Here is a 16012-nt window from a genome sequence, read left to right on the forward strand (position 1 = left end):
AGCCGGGCCCATGCCCGGCCGCGCTCCTCAATAACGCCCCACCAGGTTCAGGTACCACCCGCGATGGGTGTAGTCGAACCTGGTCAGGTCATCGCTGAAGTCGGTGAAGTTGTAGCCCACACCCACGCGGAAGTTGCGGCCGATATCGCGGTCGACACCGGCCAGCCAACCCTGCCTGCTGCCGCCATCGCGGACGTCCAGAACGCGGTACTCCAGCAGGCCGTGCCACTGGTAATACAGGTCATAGCGCAGCTGTCCCGCAGCGAAGTTGGTGGCCGAGTCGAACCAGGGGCCTGTGCCGCGTCCATAGCGCACTTCGCCTTCGCGCCGCGCCGCCTTGGCCGCCACCTCCCAGCGCTGGTCGATGCGGTACACGCCTTCCAGCGACAGGATCTGCGTGCGCTGATCGTAGTCCACGCCGTTCACCTGGCCCATCGTCGACAGGTCGTACAGGTAGCTGTAGCGACCGAACAACGCCCAGCGGTCGTTGTCCCACGGCCGGTAGGCGAAGCCCAGGTTGCCTTCGATGAAGCGCGCGCCCGCCACCGGATTGATCGCATCGTCGGTGTCGGCATAGTTGAAACGCGCCGCGATGCGCCAGCTGTCGTTGAGGCGGTGGCTGAGGCGATTGGTGCTGACCCACTGCGTGCGCCGCTCGGCACCGGTATCGCGACGCCATTCCAGCTTGCTCTGCCACTCGGTGCCCGGCGCGGTGCGGCCACCGGACAGGCTGACCGCCTTGCGATCCACCTGGCCACTGCTGGCATCAAGCTTGCCGTTGCTCAGCGTGAAGCCCGCGTTCCACCCCACTGCCGGATAGAAGTCCATGCCGAAGGTGTGTGCCAGGCCAGACTCCTGCCCGGATTTCAGGAACTGGCTTTCATTGAACACATTGACCTGATCAGACAGGCGCCAGCGCTGGCCCAGGGTCCAGCCATCCTGTGCGTTCGGGCTGAACAGCGGGTCGTACTCGCTGCGGTCGGTGGACTGGGTGAATGCACCGTAGAAGCTGTGCTGCGGGGTCAACCGGTACTCGGCGTTGACCTGCGCGGCGGTGCCACGGTCGCCGTCCGAGACTTCCGCACCGAGGGTGGAGAGGTTGGCGAAGGTCCAGGTGCCACCGGCCACCACCGCGTCGTTGTCGGCATAGCGGCCATGGTCATCGTCGACGGTCAGCTGGCCGCCGCCGTACACATCCAGCGACGTACCGATGCGGTGTGTGTAGCGCGCCGCAGCCAGCACACCGGCCACGTTGCCGCCCGCACCGCGGTCTTCCTGCACGCGACGCAGCTCAGCCGACAGGCGGTCGTTCTCGCCGATCCGCCATTCGGCGGTGGCCTGCGCCTGGATCAACGACTCATTGCCGCGGCGGGCCTCGCTGTAGCGCGCATACAGGCTGAAGTCGTCGGTCACGTAGCCCAGCAGCTCGGCGCCCTGCTCGCGCACCCGCTGGCCGGTGTCGAAGCGACCCACCGAATAGCCGCCGTCCACCTGGCGCCACCAGGCACCAGCGCTCCAGTCGCGCTGGGTCCAGCCCAGCTCACGCAGGTTGATGCGCGCTTCCACGGCGGTCGCCTCGCCTTCGCGCGGCCCCTCCGGGTTGAGGCGACTGAAGCTGAGGCCGCCGTTGTCGGAGAAGAACACCGGCGCACTGGTCGCCTCGCTGCGGCTGTGCTCGACCTTCAGGTAGGTGCCACGGCCGGCCTGCAGGGTCAGGTCCGCGCCCTTCAGCGAATAGTCCTGGCCTGAGCGCTGCTCGTCCACGTAGGTGGCGCCCACGGCAACGTGATCGCCAAACCAGTGCTTGCCACGCACGCCAGCGGTGATGTCATCGCTGTCGAAGCCGGTCGGCACCCATTCGTAGTCGACGATCAGGCGCTGCTCATAGCCGTCCAGCGGTACGTCGCGGCTGATCCGGCGCAGGTTCTCGCGGCTGACCTGGGCCAGCGGCCGGGTCAGCAGGATGCGCCCCTGCAGGGCGTCGATCTCGTAGTCGGCACCGCGCACCATCGGCACACGCTGCTCCACACGGCCGGTGGTGCGGTCACGGATTTCCAGCACCACCTGGTCCGAGCCACTGAGGATGCTGGCGTGGCGCAGGTAGTACAGGCTGCCGCCGGTACCGATGAACTCGCTGTGGCCCGGCGCGGTCTCGGCCTGTGAGCCGAACAGGCGCAGCTCGCTGCGCGCATCGCCCCAGGCATTGGCACCGCGCGAACGCCACGACAACGCCGCACCGTACAGCGAACGCACGTACTGCGCATACTCGGTGCCGGTCAGGCCGGTGTTGTAGTTGCCCCACAGCGCCTGGTTCTTGTCCCAGTCCATGCGCAGGTAGAAGCGGCCCATGCTGTCGACATCGCGCTGGGTCAGCGAGTCGTCGCCATAGGTCGGGTAGTACAGGTCCGGATCCAGGCTGCGGAACAGGTCGCGCGGATCGGCGTTGGTGAAGCCCGTGAACAGCTCGTCCAGCGGACGGTTCTGGGTATCGGCCTGCGCGGTCAGCAGATAGCGGCCACGGGTCTTGGCCTTCAGGTAGAACGCCAGGCGTCCATCGCTGAGCACGTCATCATTGCGCTCGCCCCGGGCGAGGTCCTGCCCTGCTCCGCTGGCCTTGTTCTGGTACACGGTGATATCGGCCAGGCCGACCCCGAACAGGTACTGGCCGCTGACATCGACTTCCAGCGTGCGCGCGATCGCCTGTGCATCCGGCCGCTCCACGCGGACGTCGAAGGCATGGTGACCGATCGGCATCAGGTACTCGGCGGCGAACTTGCGGTCCTGGTCCAGCGGGTAGCTGTCGCCGTTGATCTTCAGCGACGCCCCCAAGGGCAGGTCACGGCCACGCAGGCGCACCCGCGAGCCGTACACCGGGATGTTCTGCTGGCGCAGGCCATTGCCATCGAACACCTGCTGCAACAGCGACAGCGAGGCGGCCTGGCTGGCATCCACCGAGGTACCGCGCCGGTCTTCCAGCGCGTCACGCAACTGCTGGTTGCCACGCTCGAACTCCGCCGGCGTCACCAACTGCATCGACTGCGCGGTGGTTTCATCGACATTGCCTTCTGCATCGAAGGCGCGCAGCACATAGACTAGGCGGTCACCCCGGCGCAGCGGCGTCGAGGCCGGCAGTGCGCCATCCCACACGCCCTGGGCAACCGCGGCCACCGGCAGTTCGAACGTCGCCAATGCCGCCACACGATCCGTGTCGCTGCCGCGGTAGACGCTGACTTCCAGGCGCTGGATGAAGGCGGTGTAGTTGCCACGCACGTAGAACTCGACCGGCCGCACGATGCGGCCTTCGTCGAAGGCGACCATGCCCGGTGCGGACACCGACAGTTCCGGCTGGCCCATCGCCGGATCTTCGGTGGCCCAGATCGCGCCGCCTTCCGGCAGGCGGATCATGAACTCACCGCGCACCGTGGCCTTGCCCGGCTCATCGATCGCCAGGCTGACCCGGCGGTCCGGTTGCAGGGCCTGCGAACTGGAACGCGTCGAGGTGCCCTCGGTCACCGGTTCGTCGTAGCTGCGCGAGCGCAGGCTGAACAACAGTTCGCCGTCGGCATTGCACTGGGTGCCGTCACAACGGATCGGCGCCGGCTCGGCGGCGGGCGGCGTGGCCTGGGCGGCGCCGGCCAGGCCGAGCAGCAGGGCCTGATACAGCGCAGCGCGCGGCAGGCGGGCCGCACGGCGGGCGGCAGAGTGATGCGCGCTCATCGGCGTGCCTCCTGTTGGCGGGCAGCCGCACGGGTGGCGGCGCTCTCCTCGTTGCGAACGCGCAGGCGCTGCTGCACGGCGGGGCTGAGCTGGCTGCGCAGCGCCTCGAACACGGCGTTGGCACGGCGCAGGCCCAGTGCCTGGTTGTAGGCATGACTGCCGCGCACATCGGTGTGGCCGACCAGGCTCACCTGGCCACCGCCCAGCTTTTCCAGGCGCGCGGCGATGGCGGCCAGCAGCGGCTTGAACTCGTCACGTACGGTGGCCTTGTCGGTGTCGAACAGCACGTTGCCCAGCAGCGCGCCACCGGCATCCACACCGGCCAGCAGCGAGTGGGGATCGCGCGCATCGGTGCGCAGCTGCACGGTCAGGCCGGCGCGTGCGCTCTCTGCCACTTCGGCCTGCAGTGCATCGCGTACCGCTGCGGCGCGGGCAAAGGCCAGTGCCTGGCTCTCGCCATTGGCAGCGATCACGACGTCGCCACCCTGGTAACGGTCCACCACCTCGGCCATCTTCTTCAGCACCGGGCGATAGCTGGACTGCAGCTCGCTGCTGCCCGGCGCGAACAGCACCTCACCCAACGCGATCTCCATGCGCTCAGCGGCAGCCTGCGGCGACGGCGGCAGCCGCACGCCGAAGCTGAAGCGGGTCGGTACGCCCTGCGTCACCCGCCGCAGCAGCGGATTCTCGGTGGTCAGTTCGGCACCGGCCGGCAGCGTGGCCGGGTCCAGCTTGATGATGAAGTTGCGGCCCAGGCGCGCGTCACCACCGTGCACCTCAGCCAGGTGGTAGCGCCCGAACGGATCGGTCTCGACCAGCAGGCCTTCCACCGTGGCCAGGCGCACACCGGGGATGCCCTGCTCCTGGATGCCTTCGTTGCCGATCACGTAGGCCACTTCGTAGCCCTCGGCGACACGGGCGATCTCGCGGCGCACGCTCGGCTCGGCCGCAGTCAAGCCCTTGCCGGCCTCACCGCTGCGCTCCACGCGCGTGGCGCCCTGCGCGTCCATCCGCAGGCGGTGGCCCTGCGCGCTTTCCAGCACGAAGTCATCGCTGAAGGACAGCTCGCGCAGGCGCTGGCGCAGTACCACCTGATGCGCCTCGGCGGTGTCGGACGTGGACGCGCGGCCATGCACCACGCCAATTTGAACACCGTGCAGCAGCGGTGCACTGGCATCGGCCAGCGGTTGCGGGCCATCGCCGCGATCCAGCGTGGTCGAGCCTGGGACGTAGGCCGAAGCGGCGAAGCCACCCTGCACGCGAACGCCGCTCAGCTCCGCACTGTCCTGCCAGCCGTCGCCGTCACGATCATCAAACACAGTGCCGAATACCAGGCTGTCTTCCAGCAGCGGATCGGCATCCATCGCCACCTCGGCAGTGGCGATGTTCGACAGCGGCATGCCATCGTCGGCGGTGGCAACGGCCTGGTTGACGTGGTTGCCCGCGCGCACGCCGGCGCCCACCCGCAACAGGTAGGTGATGGTCGCGCTGCGACCCACCGCGATGTCCACCGCACCGATGCGCAACGGCGACTGGCTGCTGGCCAGCGCGAACGCACCGTCATCGTCAGCCACGCGCATCGAACCATCGACATAGCTGAAGCCCGGCGGCGGCGTATCGACCACCACGCCGTTGCGCCAATGGCTGCCGCCCACGTTCTCGACCACCAGCTGGTAGCGCACCAGGTCGCCCACCTTCACCCGGCGCGGGCTGGCGGTCTTGGTGATGCGCAGGGCGAAATCGGACACCACCTTGTGGCGCGTCTCGCAGGTCGTGCAGTCCGGCGGCGGCGAACCGTCCGGATACTGGCCTCGCAGACGGTTCAGCACTTCGGTGCGGGCCTCCTGGTTGACCACGGCCTCGTAGACGAATTCGTGGCGACCGATAGCGGTACCCGTCGGCACCGTGCAGACGATGTCCGGCCCCTGCTGGACGCATCCGGCCGGCAGGCCCTCGATGCTCAAGCCGGCATCGGGCGTATCCACCAGCTGCAGCGGACGACGCAGCGCAGCGCGCTCGACCGTGGCCACCAGCGTGTAGCGCAGGCGGTCGCCCGGTCGCACTTCGGTGCCACTGGCAGGTCCGGACTGTTTCTCCAGCACCACGCGCGGTTCGGCCAAAGAGTGTTCGGTGCTGCAGTCGCCGCTGCAGGTGGGCGTGTCACCGCCGGTACCGAGTACGGCATTGCGCACGCTGCCACTGGCCTGGGCATTGACCAGCGCGCGGTAGCCCAGCGTGTAGGTGCCCGGCGCCGTGCCGGCCGGCAGCGTGCAGACCAGTGGATTGCTGGCGCTGCAGGAGAACGGCCCGGGCTGGGTGACCGACTGCAGGTCCAGGCCCGTGCCCAGGGTATCGGTCAGGGTCAGCGTATCGAGGGTCTGCGAGTTGGCGACCGTCACTTCCACGCTGTAGTCCACCGCATCGCCCACGGCAACCGGAGCAACGGTGCTCGACTGCTTGCGGTAGGTCACCACCGCCGACAGCACGGGCGTGGTGGTGCCACAGTTGCTGGTGCACGTGTTGATGCCGGTACCACTGCCGAGCACTGCGTTGCTGACGCTGCCCTTGGCCTGCGCGTTCACCCGCGCGGTGTAGTCCACCGTGTAGGTGCCCGGCACCGTACCAGCCGGCAGCGTGCACACCAGCGGATTGGCGGCATTGCAGCTGAAGCCCTGGCTGGCGGTCACCGCACCGAAGTCCAGGCCGGGCCCCATCGTGTCGGTCAGGGTGAACACCGCCGTGGTGCGCGAGTTGCTGACCACCGCGGTCAGTGTGTAGGCGATGCCGTCACCCACCTTCACCGAGCCCGCCGCGGCCGAGGTCTTGCGGTAGTCGATCGCACTGCCGGTCACCGGCGTGCTGGTACCGCAGTTGGCGGTACACGAAGGGTTGTCGCCACCGCTGCCGAGCACGGCATTGGTGACCTGGGCGGTGGCCTGCGCGTTCACCACCGCCGTGTAGGTCAGGCTGTAGCTGCCCGGCGCGGTTCCCGCCGGCAAGGTGCACACCAGCGGATTGGCGGCATTGCAGGTGTAGGCGCCCGCGCTGGCCACCGCGCCGAAGTCGAGGCCGGTGCCCAGCGTATCGGTCAGGGTCACCACATCGGTGGTGCGCGAGTTGGTCACTACCGTGGTCAGGGTGTAGGTCAGGCGATCGCCCACTGAAACCGGACCGGTGCTGTTCACCGACTTGGCGTAGCTCACGCCCGGTGTCGCCACCGGGGTGGTGGTGTCACAGTTCACGCTGCACGACGGGTTGTCGGTGCCGCTACCAAGCACGGCATTGCGCACGCTGCCGCTGGCCTGTGCGTTGACGGTGGCGCCATAGGTGAGGCTGTAGGTGCCGGGCACGGTGCCCGCCGGCAGCGTGCACACCAGCGGATTGGCGGCGTTGCAGGTGAAGATGCCTGCGCTGCTGACGCCAGCGAAATCGAGGCCATTGCCCAGCGTATCGGTCAGGGTGACCACGGCACTGGTGCGCGCGCGCGTCACGGTTGCAGTCAGGGTGTAGTCGATGCGGTCACCCACCCGTACCGGTCCACCGGTGGAGGCCTGCTTGGCATAGACCACCTGCGCGGCAGCCATCGGTGTGGTGGTATCACACGCACCCACGCAGGAAGGATTGTCGGTACCGCTGGGTACGACGGCGTTGCGCACCTGGCCGCTGGCCTGCGCGTTGACCACGCCGGTGTAGGAGAACGCATAGCTGCCCGGCACGGTGCCGGCCGGCAGCGTGCAGACCAGTGGATTGCCTGGCGTGCAGCTGAAGCTGCCTGCGCTGGTGACGCTGCCGAAGTCCAGGCCGGTACCCAGCGTGTCGGTCAGCGTGGTCACCGCCGTGGTGCGCGCGTCGGCCACCAGCACCGTCACGGTGTAGGCAACACTGTCGCCGATGGCGACCGGGCCGGCGGTGCCGCTGGCCTTGGATACCGAGATGCGTGGCGCCGCCACCGGCGTGGTGGTGGTGCAGTTGCTGCTGCAGGTGGGCGTGTCAGTACCCGTTCCGACCACGGTGTTGACCACCTGGCCACTGGCCTGCGCATTGACCGTGGCCGTGTAGCTCAGGCTGTAGGTGCCCGGCGCCGTGCCTGCCGGCAGCGTGCACACCAGCGGGTTGGCCGCGTTGCAGGTAAACGCACCGGGGCTGCTGACGCTGGCGAAATCCAGGCCGGTGCCCAGGGTGTCGGTCAGGGTCAGCACATCGCGGGTGTTGCCGTCGGCCACGGTGACATCCACCGTGTAGCTCACGGTCGCGCCTACCGCGACCGGGCCGGTGGTGTTCGAACGCTTGGCGTAGCCCACCCGCGTCACCGGCACGGTCACGTCGCTGCGCGTGCAGTGATCAACGTCGGTGCAGCTGCTGCCGGGGACCGGCGGATTGCCGTTGTTGAAGGGATCGTAGCCGCCGCCCACGCTGGCATGGTTGGTCAGCACGCCGTTAGCAACCGCGGTGACCGTCACCGGCAGCGTGAACGCCGAGCTGGAGCCGGGATTGCCGGCTGCGGCCAGCACCTGGCTGCTGGTGCAGGTGACGTCCTGGCCACTGGCCATACAGCTCCAGCTGCCGCTCACATGGGCACCCGTCCAGTTCGGCACGATCCCGGCCGGCAGCTGGTCGCGCACGATGATCGCGCCCGCCGGCACATTCGGTGGATTGCCGGTGGGGACATCGCTGGTATTGCTCACCGTCAGCGTGTACTGGGTGCCGGCCTGCCCGTAGTTCCAGATGCCACCAGTGGCGTTGTTGCCCTTGACCACCTTCAGCGACGGAGCGGTGATGGTGATGCGGTGGTCTTCCACCTCGCCGTCATCGGCCACGCCGGTCGGGCTCTGTATCTGTGTGGCATTGGTCGCATAGCGCAGGCGCACGTAACTGGTACCCGCGCTGACCGACGTCGGCACGGTCCAACCCAGGTTGGCCTGACCACCACTGCACAGCGCGGTGGTGCTGCGTTCGTTGGCATCGAACTGGCCGTTGCGGTTGAAGTCGATCCAGCCAGCGACGCTGCCATTGCCCACGCAGGCCACCGCCTGGGTGATCAGCGTGCCGGCCTGCATCACCGTCAACCGATAGCTGGTCGGCCACGCGTCTTCCTCACGGCTACCCGCCTGCGGGAAGTTGTCGTCGCCCAGCGCATCCGCGCTGTAGCTGCTCTTCTGTTCGGTATCCGGGCCCAGGCTGCCGAGGAAATCGGTCAACGGTGGTGCCAGGCCACCCGGCGTGTAACCGGCGGTGTTGATGTTGAAGTTGCTGGCGCCCTGCGGAATGCCATCGGAACGGAACTGCAGATCGTCCACCACATGCATCGCATCACCGTAGCTCTGCGGTGCGTCACCAAAGTCGGCATACGGCACCAGCAGGCCGATGGCGATGGCGGTGGTGCCGCCGCCGCGCATCGAGAAGCCCATGTTCACCGCCAGGTTGCCCGGCGCGTGTGCGGCATTGTCGAAACTGAGGAAGGTAACGGCCGCCGTGTTGTCGTCGTTGCCGGGGCCGAAGCGGATCACCTGGTTGACGCCGCTGGTCGACTTGTTCACCAGATAGGGCGTGGCATTGGCCAGGTTCTTGCGAACCTCCACCACGTTCCAGGTGCCCTGCGCGCTGGCTTCGACGAACTCGCCGCTGTTGTTGATCGATTCGGCGTCGGCCATCACCACGCCGCGCAGGCGGTAGGGCGCGCCCCCCAGGGTCGACGTACAGGTGATGTTGAAACTGGAGGTGCCGCCCGCACGTGCGATGCCGGCAATCAGCTGGTTGCTGGTGCCAGTGCCGCCGATGTTGTACAGATCGTCAAGGCTGTCACCGCCGAAGTTGCCCGGCCGATAGCTGCGCAGCACGCCGGTCTCGGCCGTGTTCAAGCGGCAATCGACGCGCAGGTTGATGCCCGCGGCAATCGGCATGTCGATGGACGACAGCGCCCCATCATTGAGCACGACGTTGTCGACACCGTTGGCACCGCCCCCCCAGGTCAACCACAACACCGTATTGCGATACGGGCTGCTGCCACCGGTGGCGTAGGCGGCTGCCCAGGCCAGCGATGGCGCCACCATCGACAGCAGCAGGATCAGCACAAGCGCGATCCAGCGGCCGGGCCGCACGCATCGGGTGTTTTTCTTGGGATGAACGCATCCACCGCCCGCGCGAATGCGCGACGTCGTCGACTGCCACATGGTGATTTCCCCGGGCGGCCCGCAGAGGCCGCTGTTCAGTAGGTCGCCTGGGACGAACTCATCAGCCACGCAACGCGCGCGAAGCACGTTCTGCCGGCTCGATGGCCACTACAACCGTCCCTGGACCTCGTTGGTCAGGTATGAAGTTCAGTGACTACGATACCGCACCGCAACAAAAGTGTGATGAACGTCTCATTTAGCTTTGCCGATTCCGGCGTTGTTCGACGACCACAGTTGTAGCAATCCGGAAGTGCCGCACCGTGCACGATTCCGGCAGCGCGAACGCCCTTTCCGGCAAGACGTCACGCGAATTCGGCGCAGATTTCCACACGTTTTGTCGGCACGAAATGCGCCATGGGCGCCACGATCAGCCCTTCATCGCCCCATGCCGGAACGAGGCCAACAGCGTGGATGCGGCCATTGCCGGAGCCAGGCGGCCGCGCGCAAGCGACCAGGTGATGCCGTAGAAGCAGGTCCAGTAGAAGTCGGCCAACCACACCGCGGTGAACTCCACGTTGAACTCACCCACTCGCTGGCCGCGCAGGAAAAACGCCTCGAAACGTTCACCGATCGGGGCCCAGCGCTCCGGCAGCAGATGCAGGTCACCCTGGCGCTGCTGCTCTTCCATCATCCGCGCGAACACCAGCGTCACCAACTCCCAGTCGGCCAGCAGCGCCGCCGTGACCTGCTCCAGCACCTGCTGCGCATCCACGTTGCCATCGAACGAGCTTGCCGCTGCTTCCAGGCGTTCGAATCCCGCCGCGAACAAGGCCTCGTCAATCGCCTCCCGCGTTGGCGCGAACCGGTACAGGGTCGCGCGACTGATGCCTGCCCCGCGCGCCAGTTCGCTGAGCGTGCAGCGAGGATGGCTGACCAGGGTGGCAGCAAGGGCGTGGTGCAGGTCGCGGCGTGTGCGGGCAGCGGCAGGTCGCATGGAGGGGCCTGGATGCGGGGTCCGGCCACGCTAGCATGAATCATCAATTAATAAACTGAATCACATTTGATTCACTCGAATCACAAATGCGCTACAACAGGCCTGCGTCCGGTGCACCCGGGTCGGTGCACGGCAGGGAACGCGTCACAGGCATCGAAGGAGACAACGCCATGCTGCATCCGCTACGCGACATCGCCGTGCTGTTCGACGCCAGCGATACCGGGGACCGCGTACTGAACATTGCCGCGCATCTGGCGCAGGCGCAGCAGGCGCATCTGGTCGCGGTATCGACCGCCCAGCATCCCACCGACATCGCCAACGGTTTCGCGCGTGGTGCGGGCATCGCCGCCGCACTCGACCATGAAGCCCGCGCTGACGCCGCCTGCACCGCGCAGTTGATGCAGAACCTGCGCGACGCCGCCGAACCGCTGCAGATCAGCACCGAACTGCGCATCGTCTCGGACTATCTGGGCGGCGCCGATCTGGCCCTGCAGTCGCTGTACTGTGACCTGATCGTCGCCGGCTATCCGCATACGCCCGGCGCTCCTTCCGGCTGGCATCCGCTGGGCACACTGCGCCAGACCGGGGTACCGATGCTGCTGGTGCCGCCGCACTGGAAGGGCGAGCAGGTCGGCCGGCGTATCGTGGTGGCCTGGAATGCCAGCAAACAGGCCCGCCGTGCCGTGGCAGATGCCCTGCCTCTGCTGGCCCGGGCGCAGGCCGTGCACCTGCTGATGGTCGACACGCCCAAGGTTGAAGCCGCACCCGGTGCCGAAATGGCCCAGCATCTGGCGCGGCACGGTGTCGAGGTCGAAATCCAGGCGATCAGCTCCAGCCAGGGCGGCGTTGCCGCCACCATCCGCCAGCATGTACTCGATGCCGAAGCCGATCTGCTGGTGCTTGGGCCCTACAGCCGCAGCCGCGTGGTCGAACGCGTGCTCGGCGGCGTCACCGAGGATCTGCTGGCCGAAGTTCCTGCGCCGCTGTTCGTATCGCACTAGTGCCGCCCTGCCCGGCGCGGCGGTAGCCGGTCAGCGACTGTCCGGTATGCCGCCGGAAATAGCGGCACAGGTAGGACGCATCCTCGAAACACAGGCGTTCGGCGATGCCTCCGATCGGTAGTTCGCTGTAGCTCAGCAGTGCCTTGATCTCCAGCACCACCTGGCGGTCGATCAACGCCTTCGGCGTTTCATCGAAGCATTCCCGGGTCAACTGCGAGAGATAGAACGGGGTGATGCACAGCGCCTCGGCATAGGACTGCACGTCGCGCTGGCGCATACTGCGCTGGCCGACCAGCTCCCAGAAGTTCCAGGCCAGGCGCTCGCGCCGGCCAACCTGCGGCGCGGCCTCGTAGCGTGCCGGGAGCAGCGTGGCGAACTTCAGGAAAAAGGTCTGCAGCAGATTGCGCAGCATCACGTGCCGATGGCGGCCACCGTTGTGCTGGGCATCCATCAACTGCTGAAGCCAACCCTGCAGCAGCGGCACCTCCAGCGGTGACGGCACGCAATGGGGATGCTCGTGCAGGAATTTGAACAATGCATTGGGCAGCACATAGGCGACCTCCGAGGCCAACGCCTTCGGCATCAGGCAGACCACCGCCAGGAAACCGCGCGAGCGCTGCCGCAGCAGCGCCAGCGTACCCTCGGTCAGCACCAGCATGTCGTGCCGCTGCACCGCCACCTCGCGGAAGTTCAGTGCAAAACGCGCACGCCCGGACACGCACACCAGCACCGCCAGGTACGCGTGCCCGAACGACAGTGGAACACCCAAGCCTTCAGCCAGCGTGCTGACCTCCAGGCGCATGGATTCGTCCTGTTCCAGAAGCTGGGGAATGCGGTCCATGGGCCGATCCGGCTGGATTCCGGGGCCCAGCATATCGGGCCCGGTGCCAGACTTGTGAAAAGTACCGAAATGATCAAGATACCGTCCCCCACCCCCAGTAGCCGACGCTGGGGCTGGATCAGACCCCGCTGCGCTGCATGAACAGCAGCTCCGGCGTCGAAGCGTGTTCCACCGGCTGGAAGCCGAGATCACGGTAGAGGGACACCGCCGCGAGGTTGTCACGATAGACACGCAGGGTCAGGCGCTGCACCCCCGGCGACCGCAGGGCCTCGGCACCCAACAACTGCATCAGCACCCGCCCCAGGCCGCGCCCTCGCGCCTGCGGCGAAACAATGATGCGGCCCAGGTGGGCGGTGCCGGGCGCGGTCAACCAGTACTGGCCGAACCCCATGCACGCGCCCTCCCCGTCCAGCAGCACCCAACCCGGGCGTTCGGCCAGTTCAAGCGCCTGCGCGAACGCTTCGGGCGGCAGAGGAAACGCAACGCCTGGGCCAGCCCAGCGTTGCGTCGCTGCAACCGAATCGAGCCAGCCAGCGATACACGGGTAGTGCGGAGGTTGAACCGGTTGCAACTGAGCGGGCATGAGGATGCCAGTGTGGTCTGGTCTGCTGATTGTGAGCGACCCGGCCGGTGCCGTCACGCTGCGCGACAGCCCTTGAGATTTGTCCTAGGACAATAAACAATGCCATGCGTCCATGCACCTGCTTGCGCCCGGCAGCCCTCCCTTCACCTCTCCAGGCCCCCTCATGTTCAAAGGTCTCAGCGCGTTTCCGCTCACGCCCTTCAACAACGAAGACATCGACACCCGCGCGTTCGCCGGCCTGGTCGAGCGCCTCGCGGCGTCGGGGGTGGACTCGATGGGCATCCTTGGCTCCACCGGCAGCTATGCCTACCTGGAAAAGGCCGAGCGCAAGCGGGTGCTGCGCCAGGCCCTCGCCCACGCCGGTGGCGTTCCAGTAATCGCCGGGATTGGCGCACTGCGCACCCGCGACGTGGTGGAACTGGCCAAGGATGCCGAGGATGCGGGCGCCGCCGGTCTGCTGCTGGCGCCTGTGTCCTATCATCCGTTGAAGGAGTACGAGGTCTACGCGTTGTTCGAATCGGTGTGCAATGCAGTGCGTACCCCGATCTGTGTCTACGACAACCCTGTTGCCACCCACTTCCGGTTCAGCGATGAACTGCATGGGCGAATCGCTGCCCTGCCGAACATCGCCTCGATCAAGATGCCTCGCCTCTCCGATGACCCTGCGGAAGCGGTAGCTCGGGTTTCCACGTTGCGTGCCCGCATCCCAAAGCACGTCACGCTGGGCATCAGCGGCGATGCGGCCGCAGTGCATGGGCTGGCCGCCGGCTGCGATGGCTGGTATTCGGTGATCGGCGGGCTTTTCCCCGAGGTGGCACTGCGGATCACGCGCGCAGCCCTCGGCGGCGGGATCGCCACGGCAAAGGCCTCGTCGGCGGGGCTGGCGCCACTGTGGGCGCTGTACGACCAGTTCGGCGGGATACGTGTAATGGCGTGCGCTGCGGCGCTGATGGGGCTGAGTGGGCACGGCAACCTGCCGCGGCCGCTGCTTGGCCTGGAGGGTGATGACCGGGCGCTTGTAGCGGACGTGCTTGCGCAGCTTGGGCTGCGCTAGCCGGGCCAGCCCGCGTTGCAGCCGCCCTGCATGCCTCTCACCACAGGGCGGCAGGCCTACAACGCCGCAGTCACCACACTGCAGACCGATCAAAATGCCATTGCACCATCACCACCACAGCCGCAGCTTCAGCCCTGCAGGTAGGTAGGGCCGTCCCACCCATCAAGGTACTTCGGCAACTCATCGCGAACCTCAACTACGCGATGCCGGTAGTAGAGATGCATTGTGGGCGCCATGGCAACGTCCAGCCATCCATCGCTTGCTCGGGCGAGCATGGCGTTGGGAACAACACACATGCCCAGACGATTCGTGCCGAATACAACCTCGCCGCACGTAGCACAGAAGGTCTTCTTCAGCTGCTTCTGGGGATGGCTGAAGCTTCGCGCATCGAAGGAGGCCATCTGAACCGACGAAGCCTCCCAAGCCGTCGCCGAGAACATGGTGACACCGTAGAAGTCCCTGCACGATGAACAGTGGCAGTTGGCGCGTGCGACCGGCGCTCCAGCCAGCTCAATGGCGACGTTCCCGCACAGGCACGCTACTCGTATTGACATGATGACCCGGAAGAGAGGGGACTGGCGCGGATTCTACTGGCCTTTCTGAAATACATGCCGGCCTCACCCACAGACGCAACGTATCGTCCATCGCCTTCGGGGTCTTCGGGCGCTTCTTCCCGATGCCCTTTCCCTTCAGGGCCATCAAGGTATCGGGCAGGTCGTACCGCACGACGATGGTGCCGACCTCCTTCACCTGGGCGATGGCGACGGCGGCGAACTGGGTGGGGTGCAGAAAAGAAAGGCCCGCTGGAGAGCGGGCCTTTCTTCATTCATTTGCCAGTTGTTGACGACTGGATGGGCTTCGGAGTGGTTAGATCGTAGGCAAAGCATGCAGCCTGCATTTCGGTAAGCGCCTTCCGTCGATCGTGCGACGTCTCTCTGCGATCCGTGATCACTGGGAGCTTCAGACGAATCACGTCAGCGACGGCTCTACGATCAGCAATTGCTGCGGATCCGCCAAACCCAGAGTCCTCCAGCGCCTTTCCCGCCATCCCAGAGGCGCCCCCCAATGCACTTAGTCCGGCTATCGCACCGGCGTGCTTGGCAGCGTTCGCCGCTGTGAGTGCAGGTGCGATGACCGTGCCCGCGACCAGCCCGATCCCGTACACCCAGAGGGACGCCTTTCGCTGATCAACGGATTTGTTCTCCATCCCGAGGATGAGCTTCTTGCATTCCGCCAGTACCGCTGGCAACGCCTCCTCAACGTCTGAGGCGTCATCGACCTCCCCTTCAGGCTCATGCCATCCGTCGCGGGGATGCCTCCTCGGAGGCTTGGCCCCGTTGGGATCAGGCGCCTGGGTCTGACCGCCAACGGGGGGCGGCGGAGGTGGAGGTGGTGCTACGTCGGCCCGGGAAGGATGGCCAACGAAAGAGACGTTGTAAGGTGCAGTGGAACCACCCGTGGTTGAACAGCCAACGCAAAGCACAGCCGCAACCAGAACAGCGATCATCGCTTTCATGTTGCCCCCTGTCGGCGGCGTCTTGCCACCGCTGGGGCCTTTACTACCACAGGATTCCGACTTTCACGGGCGAGACAATCCGACTCTGCCTGCTTTTTACCGGGCCCAGCTAGGCCGCCAGCAGTTGCATGGCCTGCGGCCGCGTGAATCCGGTCTCCACCTGGGCCAGGTACTCAGCCCGGACGCACGCCGCCAC

At 66.7% G+C, this 16012-nt stretch carries 8 protein-coding genes; 2 read left to right on the top strand and 6 right to left on the bottom strand.

The features are described from left to right. Positions 1–27: 27 nt before the first annotated feature. The 3 genes from AC5P88_RS16485 to AC5P88_RS16495 all read right to left on the bottom strand — a co-directional run bounded on the left by AC5P88_RS16485 (position 28) and on the right by AC5P88_RS16495 (position 10821). Positions 28–3717: a TonB-dependent receptor gene (locus AC5P88_RS16485; protein ID WP_495225545.1), complete on the bottom strand. Its 3690-nt coding sequence runs from the start codon at positions 3715–3717 to the stop codon at positions 28–30. Next, complete coding sequence (locus tag AC5P88_RS16490; protein WP_495225546.1) at positions 3714–9788, bottom strand: CshA/CshB family fibrillar adhesin-related protein; 6075 nt, start codon at positions 9786–9788, stop codon at positions 3714–3716. Before AC5P88_RS16490 ends, AC5P88_RS16485 begins: the two co-directional genes overlap by 4 nt. A gap of 466 nt (positions 9789–10254) precedes the next feature. After that, positions 10255–10821, bottom strand: a complete 567-nt coding sequence (locus AC5P88_RS16495) for a TetR/AcrR family transcriptional regulator (protein ID WP_106549661.1) — start codon at positions 10819–10821, stop codon at positions 10255–10257. Positions 10822–10991: 170 nt separating this feature from the next. Between AC5P88_RS16495 and AC5P88_RS16500 the strand changes: the two genes are divergently transcribed. Beyond that, positions 10992–11822 carry a universal stress protein gene (locus AC5P88_RS16500; protein ID WP_495225547.1) on the top strand — a complete coding sequence of 277 codons (831 nt, stop codon included), beginning with the start codon at positions 10992–10994 and terminating at the stop codon, positions 11820–11822. On the opposite strand, the gene AC5P88_RS16505 is transcribed toward AC5P88_RS16500, so the two are convergent. Both AC5P88_RS16505 and AC5P88_RS16510 read right to left on the bottom strand, forming a co-directional pair. Further along, positions 11770–12663 (bottom strand): AraC family transcriptional regulator, encoded by an 894-nt coding sequence (locus AC5P88_RS16505; protein ID WP_106549659.1) that lies wholly within the window; start codon positions 12661–12663, stop codon positions 11770–11772. The genes AC5P88_RS16500 and AC5P88_RS16505 overlap by 53 nt on opposite strands. A gap of 118 nt (positions 12664–12781) precedes the next feature. Beyond that, positions 12782–13246, bottom strand: a complete 465-nt coding sequence (locus AC5P88_RS16510; RefSeq protein ID WP_106549658.1) for a GNAT family N-acetyltransferase — start codon at positions 13244–13246, stop codon at positions 12782–12784. A gap of 163 nt (positions 13247–13409) precedes the next feature. On the opposite strand from AC5P88_RS16510, the gene AC5P88_RS16515 reads away from it, so the two are divergent. Further along, positions 13410–14300, top strand: a complete 891-nt coding sequence (locus tag AC5P88_RS16515; RefSeq protein ID WP_106549657.1) for a dihydrodipicolinate synthase family protein — start codon at positions 13410–13412, stop codon at positions 14298–14300. A 128-nt stretch (positions 14301–14428) separates the two neighbouring features. Here AC5P88_RS16515 and AC5P88_RS16520 read toward each other — a convergent pair whose 3' ends face one another. Next, positions 14429–14854 carry a GFA family protein gene (locus AC5P88_RS16520; RefSeq protein WP_106549656.1) on the bottom strand — a complete coding sequence of 142 codons (426 nt, stop codon included), beginning with the start codon at positions 14852–14854 and terminating at the stop codon, positions 14429–14431. Positions 14855–16012 lie beyond the last annotated feature (1158 nt).

The sequence above is a fragment of the Stenotrophomonas sp. YJH_SMC_8 genome (assembly GCF_059371315.1).

Coding starts and splice junctions, on each gene's coding strand:
- AC5P88_RS16485 (WP_495225545.1), bottom strand. CDS start 3,717: ATGAGCGCGCATCACTCTGCCGCCCGCCGTGCGGCCCGCCTGCCGCGC.
- AC5P88_RS16495 (WP_106549661.1), bottom strand. CDS start 10,821: ATGCGACCTGCCGCTGCCCGCACACGCCGCGACCTGCACCACGCCCTT.
- AC5P88_RS16500 (WP_495225547.1), top strand. CDS start 10,992: ATGCTGCATCCGCTACGCGACATCGCCGTGCTGTTCGACGCCAGCGAT.
- AC5P88_RS16505 (WP_106549659.1), bottom strand. CDS start 12,663: ATGGACCGCATTCCCCAGCTTCTGGAACAGGACGAATCCATGCGCCTG.
- AC5P88_RS16510 (WP_106549658.1), bottom strand. CDS start 13,246: ATGCCCGCTCAGTTGCAACCGGTTCAACCTCCGCACTACCCGTGTATC.
- AC5P88_RS16515 (WP_106549657.1), top strand. CDS start 13,410: ATGTTCAAAGGTCTCAGCGCGTTTCCGCTCACGCCCTTCAACAACGAA.
- AC5P88_RS16520 (WP_106549656.1), bottom strand. CDS start 14,854: ATGTCAATACGAGTAGCGTGCCTGTGCGGGAACGTCGCCATTGAGCTG.